This is a genomic window from Pseudarthrobacter sp. NPDC058119 (assembly GCF_042884655.1).
Classification (GTDB): domain Bacteria; phylum Actinomycetota; class Actinomycetes; order Actinomycetales; family Micrococcaceae; genus Arthrobacter.
Genome location: NZ_JBHVTN010000001.1, coordinates 1 through 25,037, shown reverse-complemented (window position 1 = coordinate 25,037; position 25,037 = coordinate 1). Strand labels below are relative to the sequence as shown.

General features: G+C 67.1%; 26 protein-coding genes, 1 pseudogene and 1 riboswitch. Of the genes and pseudogenes, 19 read left to right on the top strand and 8 right to left on the bottom strand.

The window, feature by feature from the left end; genetic code table 11:
• Positions 1-75: 75 nt before the first annotated feature.
• Positions 76-1,476, bottom strand: a complete 1,401-nt coding sequence (locus ACFVTD_RS00135; protein WP_387556503.1) for a glucose-6-phosphate dehydrogenase — start codon at positions 1,474-1,476, stop codon at positions 76-78.
• An 84-nt stretch (positions 1,477-1,560) separates the two neighbouring features.
• Here ACFVTD_RS00135 and ffh point away from each other — a divergent pair, with 84 nt between their 5' ends.
• Together ffh and ACFVTD_RS00125 are read left to right on the top strand one after the other, a co-directional pair.
• Positions 1,561-3,144: a signal recognition particle protein gene (gene ffh / locus ACFVTD_RS00130; RefSeq protein WP_141160150.1), complete on the top strand. Its 1,584-nt coding sequence runs from the start codon at positions 1,561-1,563 to the stop codon at positions 3,142-3,144.
• Positions 3,145-3,247: 103 nt separating this feature from the next.
• Entirely contained in the window at positions 3,248-3,982 is a 735-nt protein-coding gene (locus ACFVTD_RS00125) for an alpha/beta hydrolase (protein ID WP_387556501.1), read from the top strand.
• Here the strand turns inward: ACFVTD_RS00125 and thiC are convergent.
• Positions 3,979-5,805, bottom strand: coding sequence for a phosphomethylpyrimidine synthase ThiC (gene thiC / locus ACFVTD_RS00120; RefSeq protein WP_387556499.1), 1,827 nt, complete (start codon positions 5,803-5,805; stop codon positions 3,979-3,981). The two genes, ACFVTD_RS00125 and thiC, sit on opposite strands and share 4 nt — an antisense overlap.
• Positions 5,801-5,908, bottom strand: a riboswitch (TPP riboswitch). (Overlaps the previous gene by 5 nt.)
• A gap of 79 nt (positions 5,909-5,987) precedes the next feature.
• Here thiC and ACFVTD_RS00115 point away from each other — a divergent pair.
• The 17 genes from ACFVTD_RS00115 (at position 5,988) to ACFVTD_RS00035 (ending at position 19,305) form a co-directional block, all read left to right on the top strand.
• Positions 5,988-7,070, top strand: coding sequence for an amidohydrolase family protein (locus tag ACFVTD_RS00115; RefSeq protein WP_387556497.1), 1,083 nt, complete (start codon positions 5,988-5,990; stop codon positions 7,068-7,070).
• Positions 7,071-7,167: 97 nt separating this feature from the next.
• Positions 7,168-8,043, top strand: coding sequence for a VOC family protein (locus ACFVTD_RS00110; RefSeq protein ID WP_387556495.1), 876 nt, complete (start codon positions 7,168-7,170; stop codon positions 8,041-8,043).
• Between the two features lie 142 nt (positions 8,044-8,185).
• Positions 8,186-8,632, top strand: a complete 447-nt coding sequence (locus tag ACFVTD_RS00105) for a hypothetical protein (RefSeq protein ID WP_387556493.1) — start codon at positions 8,186-8,188, stop codon at positions 8,630-8,632.
• A gap of 218 nt (positions 8,633-8,850) precedes the next feature.
• Positions 8,851-9,273 (top strand): 30S ribosomal protein S16, encoded by a 423-nt coding sequence (gene rpsP / locus ACFVTD_RS00100; RefSeq protein ID WP_018768286.1) that lies wholly within the window; start codon positions 8,851-8,853, stop codon positions 9,271-9,273.
• 1 nt (position 9,274) lies between these two features.
• Positions 9,275-9,517 carry an RNA-binding protein gene (locus tag ACFVTD_RS00095; protein ID WP_013601399.1) on the top strand — a complete coding sequence of 81 codons (243 nt, stop codon included), beginning with the start codon at positions 9,275-9,277 and terminating at the stop codon, positions 9,515-9,517.
• A gap of 111 nt (positions 9,518-9,628) precedes the next feature.
• Positions 9,629-10,174 (top strand): ribosome maturation factor RimM, encoded by a 546-nt coding sequence (rimM, locus tag ACFVTD_RS00090; RefSeq protein ID WP_387556491.1) that lies wholly within the window; start codon positions 9,629-9,631, stop codon positions 10,172-10,174.
• Positions 10,175-10,987 carry a tRNA (guanosine(37)-N1)-methyltransferase TrmD gene (trmD, locus tag ACFVTD_RS00085; RefSeq protein WP_387556489.1) on the top strand — a complete coding sequence of 271 codons (813 nt, stop codon included), beginning with the start codon at positions 10,175-10,177 and terminating at the stop codon, positions 10,985-10,987.
• 234 nt (positions 10,988-11,221) lie between these two features.
• Complete coding sequence (gene rplS, locus ACFVTD_RS00080) at positions 11,222-11,581, top strand: 50S ribosomal protein L19 (protein ID WP_387556487.1); 360 nt, start codon at positions 11,222-11,224, stop codon at positions 11,579-11,581.
• An 82-nt stretch (positions 11,582-11,663) separates the two neighbouring features.
• On the top strand, positions 11,664-12,341 hold the full coding sequence (gene lepB / locus ACFVTD_RS00075) for a signal peptidase I (RefSeq protein ID WP_387556485.1): 678 nt from the start codon (positions 11,664-11,666) through the stop codon (positions 12,339-12,341).
• Positions 12,342-13,172, top strand: coding sequence for a signal peptidase I (gene lepB / locus ACFVTD_RS00070; protein WP_387556483.1), 831 nt, complete (start codon positions 12,342-12,344; stop codon positions 13,170-13,172).
• Positions 13,173-13,249: 77 nt separating this feature from the next.
• Entirely contained in the window at positions 13,250-13,960 is a 711-nt protein-coding gene (locus tag ACFVTD_RS00065) for a ribonuclease HII (RefSeq protein ID WP_387556481.1), read from the top strand.
• A gap of 42 nt (positions 13,961-14,002) precedes the next feature.
• On the top strand, positions 14,003-14,329 hold the full coding sequence (locus tag ACFVTD_RS00060; protein WP_056335405.1) for a DUF2469 domain-containing protein: 327 nt from the start codon (positions 14,003-14,005) through the stop codon (positions 14,327-14,329).
• 108 nt (positions 14,330-14,437) lie between these two features.
• On the top strand, positions 14,438-14,794 hold the full coding sequence (locus tag ACFVTD_RS00055; RefSeq protein ID WP_387556479.1) for a YraN family protein: 357 nt from the start codon (positions 14,438-14,440) through the stop codon (positions 14,792-14,794).
• Positions 14,794-16,338, top strand: a complete 1,545-nt coding sequence (locus ACFVTD_RS00050; protein WP_387556477.1) for a YifB family Mg chelatase-like AAA ATPase — start codon at positions 14,794-14,796, stop codon at positions 16,336-16,338. The genes ACFVTD_RS00055 and ACFVTD_RS00050 overlap by 1 nt, the downstream gene beginning before the upstream one ends.
• 74 nt (positions 16,339-16,412) lie before the next feature.
• On the top strand, positions 16,413-17,588 hold the full coding sequence (gene dprA / locus ACFVTD_RS00045) for a DNA-processing protein DprA (protein WP_387558882.1): 1,176 nt from the start codon (positions 16,413-16,415) through the stop codon (positions 17,586-17,588).
• Positions 17,589-17,634: 46 nt separating this feature from the next.
• Entirely contained in the window at positions 17,635-18,561 is a 927-nt protein-coding gene (locus ACFVTD_RS00040) for a tyrosine recombinase XerC (RefSeq protein WP_387556475.1), read from the top strand.
• A gap of 240 nt (positions 18,562-18,801) precedes the next feature.
• Positions 18,802-19,305, top strand: coding sequence for a DUF3145 domain-containing protein (locus tag ACFVTD_RS00035; protein WP_387556473.1), 504 nt, complete (start codon positions 18,802-18,804; stop codon positions 19,303-19,305).
• 120 nt (positions 19,306-19,425) lie between these two features.
• Here the strand turns inward: ACFVTD_RS00035 and fabF are convergent, their stop codons facing one another.
• The 6 genes and pseudogenes from fabF to ACFVTD_RS00005 all read right to left on the bottom strand — a co-directional run.
• Complete coding sequence (gene fabF / locus ACFVTD_RS00030) at positions 19,426-20,661, bottom strand: beta-ketoacyl-ACP synthase II (protein WP_387556471.1); 1,236 nt, start codon at positions 20,659-20,661, stop codon at positions 19,426-19,428.
• Positions 20,662-20,836: 175 nt separating this feature from the next.
• Positions 20,837-21,082, bottom strand: coding sequence for an acyl carrier protein (locus ACFVTD_RS00025; RefSeq protein ID WP_009359314.1), 246 nt, complete (start codon positions 21,080-21,082; stop codon positions 20,837-20,839).
• Positions 21,083-21,159: 77 nt separating this feature from the next.
• A complete protein-coding gene (locus ACFVTD_RS00020) occupies positions 21,160-22,221 on the bottom strand; it encodes a beta-ketoacyl-ACP synthase III (protein WP_387556469.1) in 1,062 nt (353 codons plus the stop codon).
• The gene (locus tag ACFVTD_RS00015; RefSeq protein ID WP_387556467.1) at positions 22,218-23,147 is read right to left on the bottom strand and encodes an ACP S-malonyltransferase; all 930 of its coding nucleotides are present in this window, start codon (positions 23,145-23,147) and stop codon (positions 22,218-22,220) included. Before ACFVTD_RS00015 ends, ACFVTD_RS00020 begins: the two co-directional genes overlap by 4 nt.
• Before the next feature lie 88 nt (positions 23,148-23,235).
• Entirely contained in the window at positions 23,236-24,480 is a 1,245-nt protein-coding gene (locus ACFVTD_RS00010; RefSeq protein WP_387556465.1) for a PucR family transcriptional regulator, read from the bottom strand.
• Between the two features lie 185 nt (positions 24,481-24,665).
• Positions 24,666-25,037 (bottom strand): annotated as a pseudogene (locus tag ACFVTD_RS00005) (pyruvate dehydrogenase (acetyl-transferring), homodimeric type); the annotation flags it as partial.

The window sequence follows — 25,037 nt, the reverse complement described above, 5'->3', positions numbered from 1 at the left end:
GCGGGGACAACTGAAAACTGATGCAGGACGGGCGGGAACCAAAAGGTTCCCGCCCGTCCTGCCTGTTGTCGGGGCCTAGTCCTTGTGCCGGTTGGTGGGCCAGGACGCGGGGCCGGCCGACCCGGCGTCGTACTCCTCCAGCGGGACGTTGTTCTGCTCCCACGCCCTAAGCACCGGCTCGACAATCCGCCAGCAATCCTCGGCTGTGTCGCTCCGGACGGACAGCAGCGGGTCTCCGGCCAGGACGCCCTCCAGGACTTCGCCGTAGGGCAGGAGGTCCGAGGCGCTCAGTTCCGCTTCGAGGGTGACCCGGCCCAGGCTGAAGATGTTTCCGGGGCCGTTGACATCGACGTCGAACTCCAGGGTGTCCGGGCCAAAACCGATCCGCAGCTGGTTGGGGGAGTCAACGCCGGTAAAGCCCTGCGGGAGGTGGGGCACCGGGAGGAACGTGACCACCGCTTCCTTGCGTTTGTCACCGAGGGCCTTGCCGGAGCGCAGGATGAAGGGGACGCCCCGCCAGCGCCAGTTGTCGATTCCCACCTGGACTTCGGCCAGCGTCTCGGTTCCCCGCGCGGGATCCACCCCGTCCTCCGCGGCGTAGTCGGGCACCTGCTTTCCCGCGACCCAACCAGCCGTGTAGCGGGCACGGCGGGAGTCAGTGACGGCGTCCTTGACGCTGCTGGCGCGGAGGACGGCGGAGACCGCATCGCGCAGGTCGCGCTCGCCGATGGTGGCCGGAGGTTCGATTGCCATGATGGCCATGACCTGCAGGAGGTGGCTCTGGATCATGTCCCGAAGGGCGCCGGCACCGTCGTAGTAGCGCGCACGGCCTTCCAGCGCCAGGTCTTCGTCGAAGAAGATCTCCACTCTTTCCACGTGCTGCCGGTTCCACACGGGCTCCAGGAAGTTGTTGGCGAACCGCAGGCCCAGGATGTTCAGCACCGTGGCCTTGCCCAGGAAATGGTCCACCCGGTGGATGTGGTCCTCGGGTACCAGGCGGGCAAGGGTCCGGTTCAGGGAGCGGGCCGACTCCTCACTGGACCCGAATGGCTTCTCCATGACCAGCCTGGTGCCTTCGGGAACCTCCTGGGGCTGGAGCGTCCCGCAGGCCAGCTGGCTGATCTTGGGCGGAAGGGCGAAGTAGACCGCCACCGGCCCCTGCAGCCCGGCGAGCAGGGCGGCAAGGGCGCCCTGCTCCGTCACGTCCACCTGGTGGTAGGCCGTCTCCTTCCGCATCGACTCCAGGGCCGCCTTCCCGGCCTCACCTGCCGCGCCGGCAGCGGCGGCGAAGGATGACTCCACCCGGTCCCGCCACTGTTCCGGCGTCCACGGATCCGAGCCGGCACCCACCAGGGCCAGGCCTTCCGCGCGGCCGGCCGCAACAAGGCGGGCCAGGCCCGGCAGGAGGAGCCTGCCGGTGAGGTCGCCCGAGGCGCCGAGGATGAGCAAGGTCTTCACAGTCGTTGGGCTCGTCATTTGGCCAGCATGCCATCTACCGTGCCTGACTTGATACCCTAGGTAGTCGAGTCCCGATCATCTCCTGAAAGAAGTTCACGGCGCGTGTTCAATTCACTGTCTGACCGGTTGACAGCAACCTTCAAGAATCTCCGCGGCAAGGGCCGCCTGACGGAGGCCGATGTTGATGCCACCGTCCGGGAGATCCGCCGTGCCCTCCTGGACGCCGACGTCGCCGTTCCGGTGGTCCGCGAATTCACCGGGCGTGTCCGCGAACGCGCACTGGGCGCCGAAGTCTCAGGCGCGCTGAACCCCAGCCAGCAGATCGTCAAGATCGTCAACGAGGAACTCGTGGAGATCCTCGGCGGTGAAACCCGGCGCATCCGGCTGGCAAAGAACGGGCCCACCGTCATCATGCTCGCGGGCCTCCAGGGCGCGGGCAAGACCACCCTGGCCGGCAAGCTGTCCAAGTGGCTGAAGGCCCAGGGCCACAGCCCCATGCTGGTGGCCTGCGACCTGCAGCGCCCCAACGCCGTCACCCAGCTCCAGGTGGTGGGCCAGCGCGCCAACGTGCCGGTCTTCGCCCCGCACCCCGGTGCCACCTCCACGGAACTGGACCAGCCCGCCGGCGACCCCGTGGCCGTAGCCCGCGCCGGTGTGGAGGAAGCACGCCAGAAGCTGCACGACGTCGTGATCGTCGACACCGCCGGCCGCCTCGGCGTGGACGCCGGAATGATGGAGCAGGCCCGCCAGATCCGCCGCGCCATTGTCCCGAACGAAGTGCTGTTCGTGATCGACTCGATGATCGGCCAGGACGCCGTCAACACGGCGCTCGCATTCGATGAGGGCGTGAACTTCACCGGCATCGTGCTGTCCAAGCTCGACGGCGATGCCCGCGGTGGTGCGGCGCTGTCCGTTGCGTCGGTTACCGGCAAGCCGGTCATGTTCGCCTCCACCGGTGAAGGACTGGACGACTTCGAGCTCTTCCACCCCGACCGGATGGCCTCGCGCATCCTGGACATGGGAGACATCCTCACGCTCATCGAGCAGGCCGAAAAGGCGTGGGACAAGGACGAAGCTGCCCGGATGGCGAAGAAGTTCGCCGACCAGGAGGACTTCACCCTCGAGGACTTCCTGGCCCAGATGCAGCAGATTCGCAACATGGGCTCCATGAAGAAGATGCTCATGATGATGCCGGGCGCGCAGAATATCCGGCAGCAGCTCGAACAGTTCGACGAGCGCGAAATCGACCGCGTCGAGGCGATCGTCCGGTCCATGACCCCGCATGAGCGGCTTGCGCCCAAGATCATCAACGGCTCGCGCCGGGCACGTATTGCCCGTGGCTCCGGCGTCCATGTGTCCGAGGTCAATGGCCTGCTGGAGCGCTTCGCCCAGGCCCAGAAGATGATGAAGAAGATGGCCCAGGGCGGCATGCCGGGGATGCCCGGGATGCCCGGCCTTCCCGGAGCCGGGGGCGGCGCGCGGAAGAACGCAAAGAACGCACCCAAGAAGAAGGCAAAATCCGGCAACCCCGCCAAGGCGGCGCAGGAGCGCAAGGACGCGGAAGCCCGCCGTGCCAACGCCGCCAAGGCGCTGCCCACCGGTGCCGCGTTCGGCCAGCAGGGCGGCGATTTCGACCCGTCGTCGCTGAACCTTCCCAAGGGCTTCGACAAGTTCCTGGGCAAGTAGGAGTTCCCCGCCATCAGGAAGCGCCAGGTGCCGTCTTGACCGCCCAAGACGACACCTGGCGCTTTTTCGTGGGGATGTCGGCAGCGTGGAATAGGGTTGGGACATGTTCAAGCAGAGGGTAGTTTTCGTGCACGGCGCCGGAAGCTTCGGTGCCGCGGCGTGGCCCCGCCAGCACGGCATGGCACTGTCCTATGACGCCTTGTTCCTGCGCCGGCATGGCTACGATGCCGTCGCGGAGCCGGTGGAATCTTCGTTCGCGGAAGACACCGCGATCATCCTGCGGTCTTTGGGCGACGACGGCCGTGGCGCCGCGGGCGGACACGTGGTGGCACACGCCCAGGGGGCTATCGCCGCCATGATGGCCGCCGTCGAACGCCCGGACCTGGTCTTTTCCCTGACGCTGGTGGAGCCCGCCTGCCTGTCTCTGACGGCGGAACTGCCGGCCACGGCCGCCCACATCAGCCTGATGCAGCCACTGTTCGACGTCCGCCACCAGCTCAGCGACGACGACTTCCAGCGCGAATTCGTCCGCCGGATCTACGCCACCGACCTCCAGCAGCCTGCCACCACCGAGGAGAAACGGTCCGCGCGGCGGCTGCGGCTCCAGGAGCCTTCGTGGGAAGCGCCGCTGCACATCGTTCCGGGCGTCCCCACCCTTGTCCTCACCGGCGGGTGGGAGCCACTCTATGAGGAAATTGCAGGGTACCTCCGGGAGACCGGCGCCCTGCACCGCGTTGCCGCGGGAGGGCACCGGCCCCAGGACTCCCATGATGGGGACCGGTCCATCCGCCAGTTCATCAGCGGGGTCGGCAGGAGCCAGCCCGCCCGGGCGTCCTAGCCTTCAGCGGGGACCCGCAGCTCCGGCAGGTACACCTTGCCGCCGGCTGCCAGGAACTCCTCGCTCTTCCCGCGCATGCCGGAAGCCATGTCCGCCAGCGCCGCTTGGGCCTCCGCGGACCCGTATTCGTCCCGGATGTCCTGGCTGATCCGCATGGAGCAGAACTTCGGACCACACATCGAACAGAAGTGGGCTGTCTTGGCCGGTTCGGCCGGCAGCGTCTCATCGTGGAACGACTCCGCGGTCACGGGGTCCAGGGACAGCGCGAACTGGTCCCCCCAGCGGAATTCGAACCTTGCCTTGGACAGCGCATCATCGCGCTCATGCGCCCCGGGATGGCCCTTGGCCAGGTCCGCGGCGTGCGCTGCGATCTTGTACGTGATCACGCCTGTCTTCACGTCGTCCTTGTTGGGCAGGCCCAGGTGCTCCTTCGGCGTGACGTAGCAGAGCATGGCAGTGCCGTACCGGGCAATCTCGGTGGCGCCGATCGCCGAGGTGATGTGGTCATACCCGGGCGCCACATCCGTCACCAGGGGCCCCAGGGTATAGAAGGGCGCCCCCTTGCACAGTTCCTGCTGCCGCTCCACGTTCTCGCGCACCAGGTGGAAGGGAACGTGGCCGGGCCCTTCCACCATCACCTGCACGTCGTACTCCCAGGCCCGTTGCGTCAGCTCGGCGAGGGTGTCCAGTTCGGCGAACTGGGCGGCGTCGTTGGCGTCCGCGGTGGAACCGGGGCGGAGGCCGTCACCCAGCGAGAAGGCGACGTCGTATTTGGCGAAGATTCCGCACAGTTCATCGAAGTGCGTGTACAGGAAGTTCTCCTGGTGGTGGGCCAGGCACCAGCCGGCCATGATGGAGCCGCCGCGCGAGACGATGCCGGTGACGCGGTTCGCGGTGAGCGGGACGTACCGCAGCAGCACGCCCGCGTGGATGGTCATGTAGTCCACGCCCTGCTCGCACTGTTCAATCACCGTGTCACGGAAGATCTCCCAGGTCAGGGCGTTGGCCTCGCCGTTGACCTTCTCCAGCGCCTGGTAGATGGGGACGGTTCCAATGGGCACGGGGGAGTTGCGGAGGATCCATTCCCTGGTGGTGTGGATGTCATCGCCGGTGGACAGGTCCATAACGGTGTCGGCGCCCCACTGGGTTGCCCACTGCAGCTTGTCCACTTCCTCGGCGATCGAACTCGTCACGGCCGAGTTGCCGATATTCGCGTTGATCTTCACCAGGAAGGCCTTGCCGATGATCATGGGCTCGGATTCCGGGTGGTTGATGTTGTTGGGAATGATGGCGCGGCCGGCGGCCATTTCGCTGCGGACCAATTCCACGTCGCAGTTCTCGCGCAGGGCCACGAACCGCATCTCCTGCGTGATGATGCCCTGCCGGGCATAGTGCATCTGCGTCACTGTCCGGCCGTCGACGGCGCGGCGGGGCACCGGCTGCGCACCCTTCCACTCCGCGGAGGCAGCGCCGCGGCGGACGGCCGAGCGGCCGTCGTCGAGCAGGTTTCTCGCCCTGCCGCCATACGCCTCGGTGTCAGCCCGCGCCGTGATCCACTCGGAGCGGAAGGGCTGCAGGCCTCGGACGGGGTCGCTTCCGGGGCCCGCGGTCCGGTAGGACCGGAAGGGTGGGTTCGGCTGGCCATTGGGTGACGGCTCAAGGGCAATTTCGGTCACCGGGACCCGGATTCCGGACGCCTCATCCGCAAGGTAGGCGAGTGAGTGCGACTTCAGCGACTGGGTCACCGGCGGCACCGAAGTGCCATCCGGCACACCGGCGGACGGCTGAAGGGCAGGGTTCAACTGGGTGTTTTGCGTACTCAAGGGAATACTCACTTCCTTCGCCGGCATTACCCGGACAGGTTCAACGGTCGCAGGCTGCGCCAGCCCGATCTCAGCCCCTGCAAGGGCACCCGTGTGGTCAGGAACGAAGCTACCACAGGCACCCGGAGCGGCCTTGTCATAAACGTGGTGCTACCCTGACCGGCATCGAAAGGAGCACCACCATGGCAGGCATCATCCACTTCCGCGGGCCCGTCCTGACCGCACCGGACAGGATGCGGCATGGACTCTGGTCCGTGGACGGCAAGCTGACGTTCACCCGGCCGGCGGCTGCTCCGGACCGGGTTCTGGACGGCTGGGTGCTGCCGGGCTTCGTCGACGCCCACTGCCACATAGGGCTCGGGGCCGCCGGCCCGGTCGAGCCCGCGGCGGCCAGGGACCAGGCGCAGGCGGACCTCAACGCCGGAACCCTGCTGGTCCGGGACGCGGGTTCGCCGGCAGATACCCGTTGGATGCAGGGCGGCAGGGACTTCCCGGTGCTGATCCGGGCCGGGCGCCATATCGCCCGGACGCGCCGCTACCTGCGGGGCTTCGCCGAGGAGGTGGAGCCCGAGGGCCTCGTGGAGGCCGTCCGAAAGCAGGCGCGCGACGGCGACGGCTGGGTCAAGCTCGTGGGCGACTGGATTGACCGCAGCGCCGGCGACCTGTCGCCGTCGTTTCCTGCCGCCGTCATACGCGATGCCGTCCAGGCGGCGCACGACGAAGGGGCCCGGGTAACGGCGCACTGCTTCGCCGAAGACACCCTGGACCAGGTGCTGGACGCCGGCATTGACTGCGTCGAGCACGCCACCGGGCTCCTGCCCCGCCACCTGCCCCGGTTCGCGGAGCAGGGCGTCCCGATCGTGCCCACGCTCATCAACATCGCCACCTTCCCCGACATTGCCGCGCAGGCGGAACCCAAGTTCCCGCGTTATGCCGCCCACATGCGCGCGCTCTGGGAACGCCGGCTGGAGCGGGTAGCGGAAGCCCATGCGGCCGGTGTCCGCATCTTTGCCGGTACCGATGCCGGCAGCGTGATCAGGCACGGCAGGATCACGGACGAAATCCTCGCCCTGCACGGCGCCGGCCTGCCCATGGAGGCGGCCCTCGACGCCGCCTGCTGGGCAGCCCGGACGTGGCTGGGAGCGGACGGCGTGGAGGATGGGGCCCGCGCCGACGTCGTTGTCTGCCGGGACGACCCGCGCGCGGCACCTCAGACCATTACGGCCCTGGAACACGTGGTGCTGGGAGGGCGGATCATTCGCTGACAGTTGGCTCCCGGGACTTGGAATATATTGAAGCTTCAAGTAATTTTAATGTGTGACAGGCCGCCACCGGGACGGCCGCCAATGCAAGGAGCCGTCAATGACCGCATCAGCCAACAGCCAGGATCTTCTTCCTGCCGACCTCGCCATGGGCACCGTGATGCTCAAGGTGGGCGACATGAAGGTCATGACCGACTACTACCAGCGCGCACTGGGTCTTGAGGTGGTCGCCGAACAGGACGGCGGCCTCTACCTTGGCCGCCTGGGCAGGCCGCTGGTCCACCTCGCACCGGCCCCCGGACTGCACCTTCCCGGCAGGGGAGAGGCGGGTCTCTTCCACACCGCCCTGCTCTTCGAGGACCAGGCTTCCCTTGCCGCCACCGTCGCCACGGCTGCCCAGTACGAGCCGCGGGCCTTCACCGGCAGCGCCGACCACCTGGTCAGTGAGGCCTTCTACTTCACCGACCCCGAGGGCAACGGCATCGAGCTGTACTGGGACCGCCCCCGCAGCAACTGGTCCTGGAACGGGACCGACGTGGTCATGGACAGCCTGGCGCTCCCGCCGCAGCGCTACCTCGAGCAGCACCTCACCGAAGAGTCCCTGGAGGGACAGCGGCAAACAGCCGCCGGCGTGGGCCATGTCCACCTGCAGGTTGGCGACGTGCAGACCGCCCGGGACTTCTACGTGGGCACCCTCGGGTTCGAGAAGACCGCCGGCTGGCACGGGCAGGCCTTGTTCGTTTCCGCGGGCCGGTACCACCACCACATGGCCATGAACGTCTGGAACAGCCGCGGCGCGGGTCCGCGCAAGGACACCCTGGGACTTGGCGAGGTGCTCATCGAGGTTCCGTCAGGGGACGACGTCGGCACCCTGACTGACCGTCTCAAGGTCGCCGGGGTGCCCGCCCATCACACGGGTTCGGAGCTTCGGTTCGAAGATCCGTGGCGCAACCGGATCCGCGTCGCCGTCCGCTGACCACTGCGGCCTCCGGCGCCACTTCGCGGGAGGCCGGTCCGGCGTGCAAGGGCGGCCCTGCAGCTACTAGGCTGATTCCGTACGGCCGGGCGGCAGGAAGTGTCCGGCGCGCAGTTCCGCCAACGGAAGAAGGACACCAGCCATGGGCTTCACCGAGATCTTTGTCGCCACCCATGACGCCGCGCTGAAACGCGCCGGCCTCCTTGATGAAGGCCGCAGCGCCTCCGCCGCGGATTCTGCAGCGGTGCGGATCGAAGGAATCACCGACTTTGAACTGGAACAGCTCGGCGATCTTGCCGGGACGGCTGTCCATGCCGGCGGAGCCGACTACGAGCTGACCATGGTGGACGTCGCGAGCGACTCCCTCCTCGCCGTTCCGCCGGCCATGGTCCGGGCCCTGGCCGACCTTCTCACCTACGAAACCGAGGGCGAGGGCAACGTCCTTGACGATGTTGCGGGGCAGTGGGCCGGCCAGGAGGACATGCCGTTCGGTGCCTCCCAGGCGCGGACCTACGTGCAGCAGCTTGCCGAGCTTGCGGCCGGAATCAACGATTCGGAGCGGACTGGACTCTACGTCTGGTCCGCCTGACCCTGTCCGGCGCGCCCGGGAAACCTTCCCGCGGCGCCGCCGGCGGCCACGCCAAGTCGAAATAACGGCGTTCATCTGGCACAATAAACAGGTACTCGATCTGCGTGGCCCCTCTCTCCGCGTCCGGATCCTGTCCTTCGAGCCCGCAAGTACGGCCCGCCCCACGGGTGCAGAAAGCCGGGTTCACCCCTTTTTCTGAAACAGGAGTGACCACAAAAGTGGCCGTAAAGATTCGCCTTAAGCGCTTCGGCAAGATGCGCGCCCCGTACTACCGCATCGTCGTCGCGGACTCACGCACCAAGCGTGATGGCCGCGCCATCGAGGAGATCGGCAAGTACCACCCCACCGAAGAGCCCTCGTTCATCGAGGTCAACTCCGAGCGTGCCCAGTACTGGCTCTCCGTCGGCGCCCAGCCGTCCGAGCAGGTTGCCGCGATCCTGAAGATCACCGGTGACTGGCAGAAGTTCAAGGGCCTCCCGGGCCAGGAAGGCACCCTCAAGACCAAGGTCGCGAAGGAAGCTTTCGTTGCTCCCGAGAAGGGCTCGGTCATCATCCCGGAAGCCATCACCAAGAAGGCTTCCAAGTCTGACGCTGCCGAGGCCCCGGCCGACGCCGAAGCTGAGACCACCGAGGCTGAGTAGATTGCTGGCAGAAGCGCTGGAGCACCTGGTCCGCGGGATCGTTGATTCCCCGGACGACGTCAAGGTCAGTTCGAAGAGCAACCGCCGCGGGGACACCCTCGAGGTGCGCGTTCACCAGGACGACCTCGGACGGGTGATCGGCCGCCAGGGCCGCACGGCACGCGCACTGCGCACCGTGGTGGCAGCACTGGCCGGCGGCGAACCGGTAAGGGTCGACGTCGTCGACACCGACCGCCGCCGCTGAGCGCTCGGCAATATCCAGTTTTGCTCCGGCCCCTCCACCACCAGGTGGAGGGGCCGGAGTTCTTTCCCAGCACAAAGCTCCACTAGCACCACAACCGGAACAGAGGAACAGATGCAGCTTCAGGTGGCACGGATTGGCAAGCCGCACGGCATTCGCGGGGAAGTCACCGTCCAGGTGCTGACCGACGCCCCGGAGGACAGGTTTGTCCCCGGAACGGAATTCGTGGTCGAGCCCGCTGCCTCCGGTCCGCTGACCGTGAGCAGTGCGCGCTGGAACAAGGACATCCTCCTCCTTGGCTTCGAGGAAGTGGCGGACCGCAACCGGGCCGAGACCCTTCGCGGCGCCAAGCTCTTCATCGAGACCGAAGAGCTGGAGGAGGACGACGACGAAGGCTGGTACGAGCACGAGCTGGTCGGCCTGGAGGCCCGGGTAGGCCCGCAGGTGGTGGGCAAGGTGACGGCACTGAACACCATGCCGGTCCAGGACCTCCTGGTGGTCACCACCCCGGCCGGCGAGGAAGTCCTGATCCCGTTCGTGGAGCAGATCGTGCCCGAGGTCAACCCCGGTGAAGGCTTCATCCTCCTCACCCCGCCTGACGGCCTCTTCGAACTGAACTCGGACGAAGCCGCCGCCCCGGAAACGGAAGGCAGGGACTAGATGCGGATCGACGTCGTCAGCATCTTTCCCGAATACCTTGCCCCGCTTGAACTTTCGCTGATCGGCAAGGCCCGGCAGGACGGCATTCTGGACCTGCACGTCCACGACCTGCGCAGCTTCGCCACGGACAAGCACCGTTCCGTCGATGACACCCCGTACGGTGGCGGCGCCGGGATGGTCATGAAGCCGGAGCCGTGGGCGCAGGCGCTTTCCGCCGTGGCCGAAGGGGGCCCGGATGGGGACCGCAAGCCCGTGTTGATTGTTCCTTCGCCCGCGGGGGAGCGGTTCACCCAAGCCCTCGCCTACGATCTGGCCGAGGAACAGCACCTGGCATTTGCGTGCGGGCGGTACGAGGGCATTGACGAGCGGGTCATCGAATGGGCACAGGAGCACTTCACGGTCCGGCCCGTGAGCCTGGGCGACTACGTGCTCAACGGCGGCGAAGTCGCCGTCCTGGCCATGGTGGAGGCCATCGGCCGCCTGCTGCCGGGTGTGGTGGGCAATCCCGAGTCGCTGGTGGAAGAATCCCACTCCGACGGGCTCCTCGAATATCCGGTTTACACCAAGCCCTCCGTGTGGCGGGACCGGGAGGTGCCCCCGGTACTCCTCAGCGGCAACCACGGAAAGATCGCGCAGTGGCGCCGCCACGAACAGTACCGACGGACGGCGGAGCGCCGGCCGGACCTCCTTGAAGGGTTCGACGCCGGGAAGCTCCCGCGCGCGGACCGCACCGAACTGCACAGCCTGGGCTACGACGTCGTGGACGGCAAGCTTGCCCGCCGCCCGGCGGCGGCGGCCGAACGCCGGGACTAGCGGCCGCCGAATTGGCGTAACCCTGCCGCTGTGGCAAAATTAACCCTTGTGTCTGCTGGGTCCGCACCTGCCACAGGGGGTAGCGCGGCCAACAGCTTGACAACCGGCCCCCTCAACCCTTGAAGCGGCCGGGACTTTACTTCGGCGGTGAGCCCCCGGCCTGCTGTGCAGCAGCCGGACTTGCCTGCCGTGACCCAAAGTGAATGACCTGTGGCGTTCACCAGGAGTGCAATCATGCATATTCTCGATTCCCTCGACGCAGCCTCGCTGCGCAACGATGTTCCCGAGTTCCGCGCGGGCGACACCCTCAAGGTGCACGTGAACATCATCGAAGGCAAGAACACCCGTGTCCAGGTCTTCCAGGGCTTCGTCCTGGGCCGCCAGGGTGACGGCGTTCGCGAAACCTTCACGGTCCGCAAGGTTTCCTTCGGTGTCGGCGTGGAGCGTACCTTCCCGGTGCACTCCCCGATCATCGAAAAGATCGAGGTTGTCACCAAGGGTGACGTCCGCCGCGCCAAGCTGTACTACATGCGTGCGCTGCGTGGCAAGGCCGCCAAGATCAAGGAAAAGCGCGACTTCAGCACCGCAAAGTAAGTCCTCCCGGACTTACCGCCAGCTGGAGCGCGGCCGTACCCGGCAAGCGCCGGAGCAATGCACCAGCGCCAGGATACGGACCATGCACCAGACAAAACGCCAGCCCCGCAAAATGGGCTGGCGTTTTGTCTTTCTGGCCCTGCTCCTCGCCGTCGCCATCAGCGGCTTAGTCAGGTCCCTCTGGCTCGACGTCTACTTCATTCCCTCGGAGTCCATGGAGCCACTCCTGGAAGGCGGCGACCGGATCCTCGTATCGCGTACGGACTTCCGCGACGAACCCATCCGGCATGGCGACGTTGTGGTGTTCGACGGTCGCGGCAGCTTCGCGCCCCTGAACAGCGGCAATGGCCCGCTGGTGGACGCCGCCGCCTCCGCGATGCAATGGATCGGTCTGGCCGGCAGCGACACAACATACGTCAAACGGGTGATCGGCCTTCCCGGAGACACCGTGGTCTGCTGTGATGCCGGCGGGAAAGTCACGGTCAACGGGACGGCGCTGGATGAGCCCTATGTCTTCCCCGGGGATGCGCCGAGTACGCAGAAGTTCAACACGGTGGTTCCCGAGGGCAGGCTGTGGCTGATGGGGGACCACCGGTCGGTCTCCGCCGATTCACGCAGCCTGCTCGGCGCTCCCGGAGGTGGACTGGTTCCGCTTGACCGGGTGATCGGCAGGCCGGTCCAGATCCTCTGGCCGCTTGATAGATTTGCCCCAGTAGCACGGCCGCCCGCACCGGGGCCCACAACAGAGAACGGACGGTAAATGCCCGAGAACCACGCGCGGAACCCTGAACCGCGCCATGACGGCGCTTCCGAGGAACCGGCCGTTCCAGTTTCTTCGTCCGCGCCAGGCGACGGCACCGAGCCGGAAGCACCCGCCGGCAGGCGGAGCCGGGCTGGGTCCAAAGCCGCCGGCAAGTCCGCTGGGAATCCCTTCCTGGGCTGGCTGAAGGAAATTGCCACCGTGGTTGTCATCGCGGTGGTGCTGTCCTTCCTCATCAAGACCTTCCTTTTCCGCGCCTTCTTCATCCCGTCCGAATCCATGGTGAACACCCTGGACGTCGATGACAGAATCTTCGTCAACCTCCTGGTTCCCGAGCCCTTTGCCCTGAGCCGCGGCGACGTCGTCGTCTTCCGTGACACCAAAGGCTGGTTGCCGCCGGCCCCTGCCAAGGCACAGGGCCCCTTCACCTGGGTCCAGGACGGCTTGACGTTCGTTGGGCTCCTGCCGGACAACTCGGAGCAGCACCTCGTCAAGCGGGTCATCGGGCTGCCGGGCGACCACGTGGTCTGCTGCGACACCGGCGGTAAACTGACCATTAACGGCACTGCCATCGACGAGACATACATCAACCCCGCCGAAGTCCCGCAGGTCCGCAACTTCGACGTCACCGTCCCGGAGGGCAAGGTATGGGTGATGGGTGATAACCGGAACCATTCCGCCGACTCCCGCGCGCACATGGAGACCGACGGCGGCTTCGTTGACCTAAAGGACCTCGAGGGCAAGGCTGCCGTGATCGCGTGGCCGCTGAACAGGATCAAGACGCTGGACAACTACCCGGACGTCTTCAAGAGCGTTCCGGCGGCCCGCTGACCATGTCCTCCGCAGTACAGGCCTCCCCAACCACTTCGGCGCGTCCGGCCCGCAAGCCTGCGGCCGGGAGAACGAAAATGCCAACGCTGCGGCATGAGCGCACCTTCAAAGCCCAGGGAATCCGGTTCCTGGCCGGGGTTGACGAGGTCGGCCGCGGCGCGCTGGCGGGACCTGTAAGCGTGGGAATCGCCGTCGTGGACCTTGAACGGCAGAAGCCGCTGGCCGGTGTGCGCGACAGCAAGCTGCTGAGCCCGGCCGAGCGGGAACGGCTCGATCCCCTGGTGCGGCGCTGGAGCGTGGCCTCCGCGGTGGGGCACGCAACCGCCGGTGAAATCGATTCGCTTGGCATCATCGCGGCCCTGAGGCTGGCCGGAACCCGTGCCTGGGGCAGCATCCTCGATGCGGGCGTTGTCCCGGAAGCTGTGCTGCTCGATGGAAGCCACAACTGGCTGTCGCCGGCAGAGCAACTGTCCCTGTTCGACCAGCCCGTCCCCGGGGCCTCCTGCGAGGCCCCGGTCCATACCAAGGTCAAGGCCGACATGCAGTGCCTCAGCGTGGCCGCCGCCAGCGTCATCGCTAAGGTGGAGCGGGACGGGATGATGCGCCGGCTGCACACCGAATACCCGGATTACGGCTGGGACATCAACAAGGGCTACGCCACGGCCGCCCACAGGAACGTCCTCCGCGCCGCCGGACCTACCCCCTACCACCGTGTCAGCTGGCGGCTGCTGGGTGGGGAGCTCCAGGCAGCCGAAGCCATGGATGGCGAAGCGCCGGACGAAGACTGACTCCTGCCGCCAGGCATGCCGGTCATGGTGCAAGATGGAAGCATGAGTGCTGAGGATCTTGAGAACTATGAAACCGACATGGAGCTTCAGCTCTACCGTGAGTACCGCGACGTCGTCGGCCTGTTCAGCTACGTTGTCGAGACCGAGCGGCGCTTCTACCTGGCCAACCATGTGGACCTCCAGGCCCGCAGTGCCGACGGCGAGGTCTACTTCGACCTGACCCTCCAGGACGCCTGGGTCTGGGATGTCTATCGTTCCGCCCGCTTCGTGAAGAGTGTCAGGGTCCTGACCTTCAAGGACGTCAACGTCGAGGAGCTGCCCCGCAACGAGGAGCTCGCACTGCCCAAGGACGTGGACCTGGGCAACTAGGCACCTGCTAAAGCCCAACTTCCCCTCCACACCGGCCCCTGTCCACATAGGACGGGGGCCTTCTGTTTTCCGCTTGTGTCCGCCGCCAGGCTGGTTGCGGAGGTGGACATGAGATCCAAAGATCTATTGGGCCGGCGCGGCGAAGACCTCGCCGTGGGCTATCTTGAAGCGCTGGGCATGCTGGTGGTGGAGCGGAACTGGCGGTGCCCCGAGGGTGAGATCGACATCGTTGCCCTGGACGGTGATGCGCTGGTCATCGCCGAAGTCAAAACACGCCGCTCCCTGGACTACGGCCACCCTTTTGAGGCGGTGGGCCCGGAAAAACTTGCACGGCTGCACCGGCTGGGTGCCGCATGGTGCCGGGACCGTGAGCTGCGGATGCCGCTGCGGCGCGTGGACGTCGTCGCGGTCCTGGACGACGGCGGCGGGGAACCCCTGGTGGAGCACCTCAAGGGGGTGGGGTGATGGCACTGGGCCGGACCTATTCAGTGGCCCTCGTGGGGCTCAACGGCTACATGGTTGAGGTTGAGGCGGACATCGGCCAGACCCTCCCGGCATTTGTCATCCTGGGGCTGCCGGATGCGTCACTGAACGAAGCCAAGGAGCGAATCAGGTCTGCGGCGAAGAACTCCGGGATTCCGCTCAGCCGCCGGAAGATTACCGCCAACCTCATTCCGGCGTCGCTGCCCAAACGCGGGTCCGGGTTCGACCTTGCCGTCACCATGGCCGTGCTGCGGGCCGCGAATGACATCAAGCCCACCGGGCAGACCGTCTTCATCGCCGAGCTGGGGCTTGACGGCAGGCTTCGGCCGGTGAGGGGGATCCTGCCGGCCGTCATGGCAGCCGTGCAGGCCGGTTTCCCCGAAGTCGTGGTGGCCCGCGCCAACCTGGCCGAGGCCTCCCTTGTCCCGGGTGCGACCGTACGCGGCTACCGCACGCTCGCCCGGCTCGCCCTCGACTTTGGCGCCGATCCGCAGGAACTTGCGCTGGACTTCGAACCTGACGATTCCGAGGATTCCGGTGACAGCACAGCCCTTCCGGGCCCGTGTCCGGACATGGCAGACGTCTCCGGCCAGGGTGACGCCCGCCGGGCCCTGGAGGTGGCGGCCGCGGGCGCCCACCACCTGCTGCTCACCGGCCCACCGGGCGCCGGGAAGACCATGCTGGCCGAACGGCTGCCAGGGCTTTTGCCCGACCTCGGCGACCACGAATCCATGGAGGTCACCGCCATCCATTCGCTGTGCGGCCTGCCCTCCTCCACCGTGCAGCTCCTGAGGCGCCCGCCGTTCGAGAACCCGCACCACTCCGCAACCGCTGCAGCCATCATCGGTGGCGGTTCGGGCCTGCCACGACCCGGCGCGGCATCCCGTGCGCACCGGGGCGTGCTCTTCCTTGACGAGGCGCCGGAATACGAACGTCGGGTCCTGGATGCCCTGCGCCAGCCCTTGGAAAGCGGGGAACTGGTGATTCACCGCTCTGCCGGAACCGCGGCCTACCCGGCCCGCTTCCAGCTCGTGCTTGCCGCCAATCCATGCCCGTGCGGCAAGGCGGCCGGCAAAGGGCTGGACTGTACCTGCACTCCCGTTATGCGGCGCCGCTACCTCGCCAGGATGTCCGGGCCCCTGCTGGACCGGGTGGACATCCAGCTCCAGGTGGAGCGGGTTTCGTTGGCCGACTTCGGTCAGTCCGGCGCCGAAGAGGACACCGCGTCCGTGGCGGGCCGGGTACTCGAGGCCCGCTCCCGGCAGGCGGAGCGCCTTCAGCGCTTTGGCCTCGAGACGAATTCGCAGGTGCCCGGGCGGATCCTGCGTGGAGACCTGCGGCTCGCTCCGGCGGCAACCCGGATCCTGGACCATTCGCTGGAGCGCGGAGTGCTGACTGCCCGCGGGTACGACCGTGTCCTTCGGCTCGCCTGGACCCTTGCGGACCTGGGGCGCCGCGACGTGCCCGACAGCAACGACATCGGGCAGGCACTCGGCCTCCGGCAAGCTACGGCGGCCGCGGCATGACAACCGGCCAGGAACGGAACGGACTAATGGAACTGCGGGTGGAAAAGGAACGGGCCGTGGAAAAGATGCGGGACATGGAAAAGGAACGGCTGGCGCGGGCGGCCCTGTCCCGGCTGATGGAGCCGCAGGATGCGGCGGGCCTTGCCCTGGTGCAGCTTGCAGGGGCGACGGACGCGCTGCGGATTGCGACCGGACAGGTGGCGGCCGGCCCTGGCCTGGAGCGTGACATTACCGCACTCCTGGCAGACAGCGGAGCAGGCGGCGGTTGGGCCGGACTGGCAGCAGCGTTGAAGCGTTGGCAGCCCCGGCTCCCGGACCTGGCGCCCGAACGCGACGTGGCAACCATGGCCAGGCTGGGCGGACGCCTGATCATTCCCGGCGATGAGCTGTGGCCTGCCCAGCTTGGAGACCTGGGAATCCAGGAACCCATCTGCCTTTGGTGGCGCGGAGAGGAACACCCGCTGCCGGCACTGGAAGAGTCCATCGCCCTCGTGGGGTCCCGGGACAGCACCAGTTATGGGGCGGCCGTCACCGGTGATTTGGCATACTCCCTAGCGCAGCGCGGCTATACCGTTGTTTCGGGCGGCGCGTACGGAATTGACGCCCATGCGCACCGGGCGGCCCTTGCCGGTGGATCAGCAGCCGTCCCCACCATCGCCATCATGGCAGGGGGAGTGGACAGGTACTATCCGTCCGGAAACGAAGAACTGCTGCGTGCTGTGGCCAACCAGGGCGCTGTCCTGGCAGAGGTACCGCCGGGCTCCGCCCCAACCCGCTACCGCTTCCTGCAGCGGAACCGGCTGATAGCTGCCCTGTCCGCGGTGACGGTAGTGGTGGAAGCGCGCTGGCGTTCGGGCGCCCTCAACACGGCCCACCACGCTGAGACCCTGGGCCGGGCCGTCGGCGCTGTTCCCGGGTCTGTCCACAGCGCAAACTCCGCCGGTTGCCACCGGCTTCTCCGGGACGGAGGGGCAGTCTGCGTCACCGATGCGGCGGAAGTGGCCGAACTCGCTTCGCCGAGCGGTACGGCACTGCCTGAACCACGGACGGCAGCCGCAGTCCAGGACGGTCTGACCCTGGAAGACCTGATCCTGCTGGACGCGCTGCCGCTCCGTTCCACAACGTCGGTGGAAAAGCTCTCGGCCGTGGCCGGGCTGGGGCAGGATTCCGTCCGGGCAGGACTTGGCCGGCTGGGGCTGCTGGGATTGGCGGTGTCGGAGCGGGGTGGCTGGAAACGCGGCAAAGGGTAACCGTGTCAGGGCCCCGGGTGGCCCACGCAACTGGGAAAGTAGAGGAGTGGAACATGAACAACTGCCGGCGGAACTCGGCAAGGCATTGGACGCGTTCGCCGGCTATCTGTCGGGGGAGCGCGCAGTGTCGGAGCACACCAGCCGGGCGTACCTGGGCGACCTGCACAGCCTCCTTGTCCATGCGGCATCGGAGGGCGTGGCAGGACTGAAGGACCTGGAACTGGGTACTTTCCGCCGCTGGCTTGGCACCCAGAGCTCAGCCGGGGCGTCCCGGTCCACCCTGGCGCGCCGGTCCGCCACGGCCCGGGTGTTCACGGCCTGGGCGCTCAGGGAAGAACTCATTGACGCCGACCCCGCCCTTCGCCTGAAAGCACCCAAACGGGAAGGATCTTTGCCGGGCGTGCTCCAGGCCTCGCAGCTCACCCGCATCCTGGAGCGACTCGAGACTCAGGCCGCGGACGGCGAACCGCTTGCCGTGAGGAACCGGGCCATGGTGGAACTCCTCTACGCCACGGGCATCCGCGTGGGAGAACTCGCCGGTCTCGACATCGATGACCTTGACCCGGACCGCCGGACGCTCCGGGTGATAGGCAAGGGCAACAAGGAACGCACAGTACCCTTCGGGGTCCCGGCTGCCGTGGCCATCGACGACTGGCTCCGGCGGGGGCGCCCCGTGCTCGCCAGGGACGGCAGCGGGCCCGCCCTGTTCCTCGGGGCCCGCGGTGGACGTGTTGACCAGCGCCAGGTCCGTGCCCTCGTCAACAACCTCTTCGAAGCGCTCGGGGACACCGCCGCTTCAGGGCCCCACGCGTTGCGGCACTCGGCTGCCACACATCTGCTCGACGGGGGTGCCGATCTTCGGGCGGTGCAGGAGATCCTGGGCCACAGCAGCCTGGCCACCACCCAGATCTACACCCACGTCTCGGTGGACCGCCTTCGGAAGAGCTATCAGCAGGCGCATCCAAGAGCATGAGCAGTGTTGCTAATCGCACTGGCGTAATTCTGCGGGGTGCGGCACAATAAGAGTCACGTCCGGCAACTTTCAAGTGTCGCTTGAAGCTCCCTGAGCTTTGAACTGCACGGCAAGTCCGGACGCGGCTTTATTCGAAACAACTGAATACGCACAAGGAACCACCACCGTAGAGCAGTGCGCGGCAGTTCCATCCAGGCAGAGGTCGTTGGGGAAGACGTACCTATAGCTATGGAGGATGGAATGTCTGTTGCAATGACCCGCGGTGTGCTGTTCGTTCACTCAGCCCCTACGGCGCTGTGCCCCCACGTCGAGTGGGCGGTTGGTGCCGTCGTGGACAAGCGGACGGACCTTGAGTGGACCCCGCAGCCTGCCGCGCCCGGCATGTTCCGGGCCGAGCTGTCCTGGGCCGGAACCCCCGGCACGGGAGCCAAACTGGCGTCCTGCCTCCGGGGCTGGGCGCATCTTCGCTATGAGGTCACGGAGGAGCCAAGCCAGGGCGTGGACGGCGGCCGCTGGTCGCACACGCCGGAACTGGGGATCTTCCATGCCGTCACCGACGTCCACGGCAACATCATGGTGTCCGAGGACCGGATCCGCTACGCCTACGAGTCCGGCGCCGGCGACCCGTCCGCCGTCTACCACGAACTCTCCCTCGCCCTCGGCGAGGCCTGGGACGAGGAACTCGAACCGTTCCGCCATGCTGCCGAGGGCGCCCCGGTGCGCTGGCTCCACCAGGTGGGCTGACCGCCGTCGTCCGTCCCCGCGGTGGCCTGGCCGCCGCAAAACTTCCATAGCAACAAAAGGGAGGCCCCGCCTGTTGGCGGGGCCTCCCTTTTCGTTTCCGGGCTGACTGCCCGAACACGGCTAGATGCTGCGGATGGCCACCACGGCGTTGTGTCCGCCGAAACCAAACGAGTTGCTCAGCGCCACGATGTTGCCGGCAGGCAGGTCACGGGCGGAGGTGACAACGTCGAGCGGGATCTCAGGATCCTGGTTCTCCAGGTTGATGGTCACCGGTGCCTTGCGCTCGTGGACAGCCAGCACGGTCAGGACCGCCTCGACCGCGCCGGAAGCGCCCAGGAGGTGGCCCATCTGCGACTTGGTGGCCGAGACGGCCACGTTGTCCACATGCGTGCCCAACGCCGCGCGCAGGGCCGTGTACTCGGGCTTGTCTCCTACCGGCGTGGAGGTGGCGTGCGCGTTGACATGCACCACGTCCTCGGCCTGGATGCGGCCGTCAAACATGGCAGCCTTGAGTGCGCGGGTAGCACCGAGGCCCTCGGGGTCCGGGGCCGTGATGTGGTAGGCGTCGGCGGTCACGGACGTGCCGGCCAGTTCGCCGTAGATGCGTGCGCCGCGGGCGAGGGCGTGCTCCTCGGCCTCCAGGACCAGGGCGCCGGCTCCTTCACCCATGACGAAGCCGTCGCGGGCGGTGTCGTAGGGGCGGGAGGCCCGCTGGGGATCATCGTTGCGGCGGGAGAGCGCCTGCATCGACGCGAAAGCCGCCAGCGGCATGGGGTGGATGGCTGCCTCTGCGCCGCCGCACATCACCACGTCGGCCTTGCCGGACCGGATGAGCTCCAGGCCAAGATGCATGGCTTCCGTACCGGAGGCGCAGGCAGAGACGGGGGTGTGCGCACCGGCGCGGGCGCCCAGGTCCAGGCTGACGGCCGCGGCAACACCGTTGGGCATCAACATGGGAACAGTCATGGGCAGGACCCGGCGGGGTCCCTTTTCCTTCAGCGTGTCCCAGGCATCGAGCAGGGTCCAGACGCCGCCAATGCCGGTGGCGAAGGCAACGGCCAGGCGGTCCTGGTCGATCTCCGTGATACCGGAGTCGGCCCAGGCTTCGCGGGCGGCGATGACGCCGAACTGGGTGGACGGGTCCATCCGCTTGGCTTCGACCCGGCTGAGGACGTCCAGCGCAGGGGTGCTGCAGCGTGCGGCGAAGTGGACGGGGAGCTCGTACTTGGCTACCCAGTCGTCCTCGAGGGTGCGGGCACCGGAGACCCCTTTGAGGGCGTTGTTCCACATCGTGGGTACATCGCCGCCGATGGGTGTGGTGGCACCCAGACCGGTAATGACTACTTTGCGCGTCATGGGATCACTCTTTCGTCGGTGGGGAATCCGCCTGCGCCTGTCGCAGGGTCCCGCACATATTGATGATCGGCCAGTCCCGGTCGGGGTGCTGCGCCGGATAAAAACGGCGGGCTGCCGGTCCGGTCAGTCCGGACCGGCAGCCCTGCCAAGCCGTGAGACGGCGAAACGACCGGTGTTAGGCCTGTGCTCCGGCGATGAAGCTGACGGCGTCGCCAACGGTCTTGAGGTTCTTGACCTCTTCGTCGGGGATGCGCACGCCGAACTTTTCCTCGGCGTTGACCACGATGGTCATCATGGAGATAGAGTCGATGTCCAGGTCCTCGGTGAAGGACTTGTCCAGCTCGACGGCCTCCGGGGCCAGGCCGGTTTCTTCGTTGACGATTTCAGCCAAGCCGGCCAGGATCTCTTCGTTGCTAGCCATTGGTGGCTCCTTTTCTTGTATTGCCGGCAGGGGCTGCCGGAAACGGTCCGGGCCGCGGATGCGACCCTTGGGCGTATCTAGGGAAGGACAACTACCTGTGCGCCGAAGACCAGTCCGGCACCGAAACCGATCTGCAGGGCCAGCCCGCCGCTCAGTCCGGGGTTCTCCTGCAGGAGACGGTGGGTTGCCAGCGGGATGGAGGCAGCGGACGTGTTGCCGGCCTCGGCAATGTCCCGTGCCACTGTAACCGTCTCGGGCAGCTTCAGCTTCTTCACCATCTCGTCGATGATGCGCATGTTGGCCTGGTGTGGGATAAAGGCAACCAGGTCTTCAGCCTGGATACCTGCGGCATCGAGTGCCTGCTGCGCCACCTTGGCCATTTCCCACACTGCCCAGCGGAAGACCGTCTGGCCGTCCTGGCGGAGGGTGGGGTACAGCTCCTGGGCTTCCTCCAGCAGCGCGAGGTCACCCGTGGAGTCGGACTGCCGGGCCGCCAGGCCCAGGTCGCGGACGTCCAAAAGTGAGCGGGTCATGCCGATGGCATCCCACCTGCTGCCGTCCGAGCCCCACACGGACGGTGCGATCCCCGGGGTGTCGGAAGGGCCCACGATGACGGCGCCGGCACCGTCACCGAGGAGGAAGGAGATGGTGCGTTCCCGGTTGTCGATGACGTCGGAGAGCTTCTCGGCACCGACCACGAGCACGTACTTTGCGGTGCCGGACCGGACAAGGGCGTCGGCCTGGGCAATGCCGTAGCAGTACCCGGCGCAGGCTGCCGAGATGTCAAAGGCAGGGGCCGGGGTGGCGCCGATGCGGTCGGCCAGGCTGGCCGCGGCGGACGGAGTGGCGTAAGGGTGGGTCACGGTGGAAACAATGACTGCACCGAGTTCGGAGGCTTCAACGCCTGCCTTCGCCATGGCTTCGCGGGCAGCGCCTTCGGCCATGTCGATCACACTGACGTCGGCTGCGGCGCGGTGGCGGGTGACGATGCCGGTGCGCTGGCGGATCCACTCGTCCGAGGAATCGATCCACTGGCACACGTCCTCGTTGGTGACGATGACGTCCGGCCGGTAGGCGCCGATGCCGAGGATGCGGGTGTGCTCCTGGATGGGAGCCTGTTTCAGCGTGGGAACGCTCATGCGTTGCCCTCCAGTTCTGCGAAGAGCGCCAGTGCGGCGGACAGGTCATCGGGGGTTTTGACAGCAACGGTCTTGACGCCCGGCATGCCGCGCTTGGCGAGGCCTGCCAGCGTGCCGGCCGGGGCCAGCTCGATCAAGCCGGTGACACCCCGCTTCACCATGGTTTCCATGCAAAGGTCCCATCGGACGGGGCGGGATACCTGGGCGATCAGGCTTTCGACGGCGGCACCACCGTCGGTGACTTCCCCGCCGTCGTAATTCGACAGCAGCGGCACCTTCGGGGCCACCGGGTTCAACGTGGGCTCCAGCGCCTTGAGCGCATCAACAGCGGGCGACATGTGGCTGGTGTGGAACGCTCCGGCCACCTTGAGCGGAATAACCCGGGCCTTGGCGGGCGGGTTCTCGGCGAGGGCCTTCAACTGATCGAAGGTGCCCGCGGCCACCGTCTGGCCGGCGCTGTTGACGTTGGCCGGGGACGCGCCGGACGCCTCGATGGCGGACAGGACCTCGGCGGGGTCACCGCCCACGACGGCGCTCATGCCGGTGGGGGTAACGGCTGCCGCTGCCGCCATGCTGTTGGCACGCTCGCGTACGAACGTCATTGCTTCCTCTGCGGTCAGCACCCCGGCCAGGGCTGCCGCAGTGATCTCGCCCACCGAGTGGCCGGCAAGGATGACAGGGAGGGAGTTGAGCTCCACGTCGAAGAGGGAGGCCGCGGCGACGAGCCCGGCGGCGACGATCAGGGGTTGCGCCACGGCAGTGTCCTTGATGGTTTCCTCATCGGAGGTGGTGCCGTGGGCTATCAGGTCGATGCCTGCGATGTCACTCAGGGAGGCCAGCTGGCCTGCCACCGAGGGAAGTTCCAGCCAAGGGGCAAGAAAACCCGGGGTCTGTGAGCCCTGTCCAGGGCAGACTATTGCAAGCACGTAACCAGCTTTCCAAATTACTGTGTGATCCAGCGGTGTTTCTCCGCACCAAGCTCACGGGGTCAGATTGTAGGAAGTCTACAATGCCTCAGGCCTGGTTCCGGGATGCCTGGCGCTCCGTGGCGGCCTTGGGCGGGGCGGAAAGCCGGCCCACCACCAGCGCTGCCTGCAGCACGAATGCCTCCCGCGGGAGCAGGGGGTCCCAGCCCGTGACGTCGCAGACCCGCTTCAGCCTGTAGCGCACCGTGTTGGCATGGACGAAGAGTTCCCGGGCCGTGGCCTCCAGCGAGTGGCCCAGCTCCAGGTAGGTTCCGAGGGTCTCGACCAGGCCGTTGGAGGCTGCCAGGAGCGGCCGGTAGATGTTCTTCACCAGGGAACGCCGGGCGGCGTCATCCCCCGAAATCACCCGCTCGGGCAGCAGGTCGTCCGCGGCCACCGGACGCGGCGCTGAGGGCCACGCCCGCGCTGCGGTGAGGCCGGCAAAGGCGGACTGGGCCGAGCCGCTGGCCTCCAGCAGTGAACTGGCCTCGGGTCCATAGACCACGGGCCCGGGGGCGAACATGTCGCTCAGCTTCACGTAGGCGGTTTCGCGGTCCTGCACCCCGCCAAGGATGAGGATCAGCCGGTCGCCTTGGATTCCGACCAGCGCGTCCTCGGCGTAACGGCCTGCCATCCGGCGCAGTTCGCTGACGTAGCTGGCGCTGGGTTCCGACGGCGAATTGCCCACCATCACGGTGAAGCGCTCCTGTGCCTTCCAGCCGAGGGCCGCGATGCGGGAGCGCAGGGCATCGGTGTTCTCGCCGCGCAGGATGGCATCCACGATCAAAGCTTCCAGCCGGGTGTCCCAGGAGCCGCGGGACTCGGCGGCTCGGGCGTAAACGTCCGCGGCAGCGAAGGCGACTTCCCGCGAATAGCGCAGCACGGCCTCCCGCAGGGACGGCTGGTCGGCCTCGGGGGCAATGACGGGAACCTGGTCCTCCACCACCTCCACCACGATCCTGATCAGCTGCAACGCTTTTTGCAGGCTGATGGAACGGGTCAGCTCCGTGGGCGCCGTTCCGAAAACGTCGGTCAGGATCCACGACGGTGAGCTGGGCCGCTCGTACCAGGTGACGAAGGCCGCGATACCGTTCTGCGCGACCATGCCGAGGGCGGAACGCTCGTCCGCGCTGAGCCGGCTGTACCAGGGGAGCGACTGCTCGAGCTTGCGCATGGTGGTGGTGGACAGTTGGCCGACGTTGGCGCGGAGCTGCTTAAGGGTTTCGGACTTCTCCGGCGTGACCTTCGGCGGCGAGGGTTTCCGCTTCGAGGACGGGCTGGCTGGTGCTGGCATTCTCTGAGCATACGGCCACCGCAGCGCAAGCTCCATTTGTGCGAAGGCTACAACGTGCCTTGCCCTGCGTCACAGCACATGCGGTCCCGCGGCAGGGTCCGCCGGAGACAGGACGACGGCGGCCCTCACCTTGTGGGGTGAGGGCCGCCGTCGTTGCTTACTGCTGGATCCGTCCAGCCGGAAGGCTAGGCTTCGCCTCCGGCGTTGCCGGTGGTGCCGGCGTTGACGTTGAGCAGCTTGTACTTCTCGATCGCCTTCACCGGGGCGTCAACATCCACCTCACCGCGGCGGGCCAGCATTTCAAGGGCACGGACCACGATGGAGTGCGTGTCGTTCTTGAAGAAGCGGCGTGCTGCTGCGCGGGTGTCGGAGAAGCCGAAGCCGTCGGCGCCGAGGGTGGCGTATTCGTTGGGGATGAATTGCCGGATCTGGTCCGGGACGGCTTTCATGTAGTCGGACACTGCGACGATGGGGCCGGTGGCTCCTTCGAGTTGCTGGGTGACGAAGGGGACGCGGGCGGGTTGGCCGGGGTTGAGGAAGGCTTCCTCTTCGGCGGC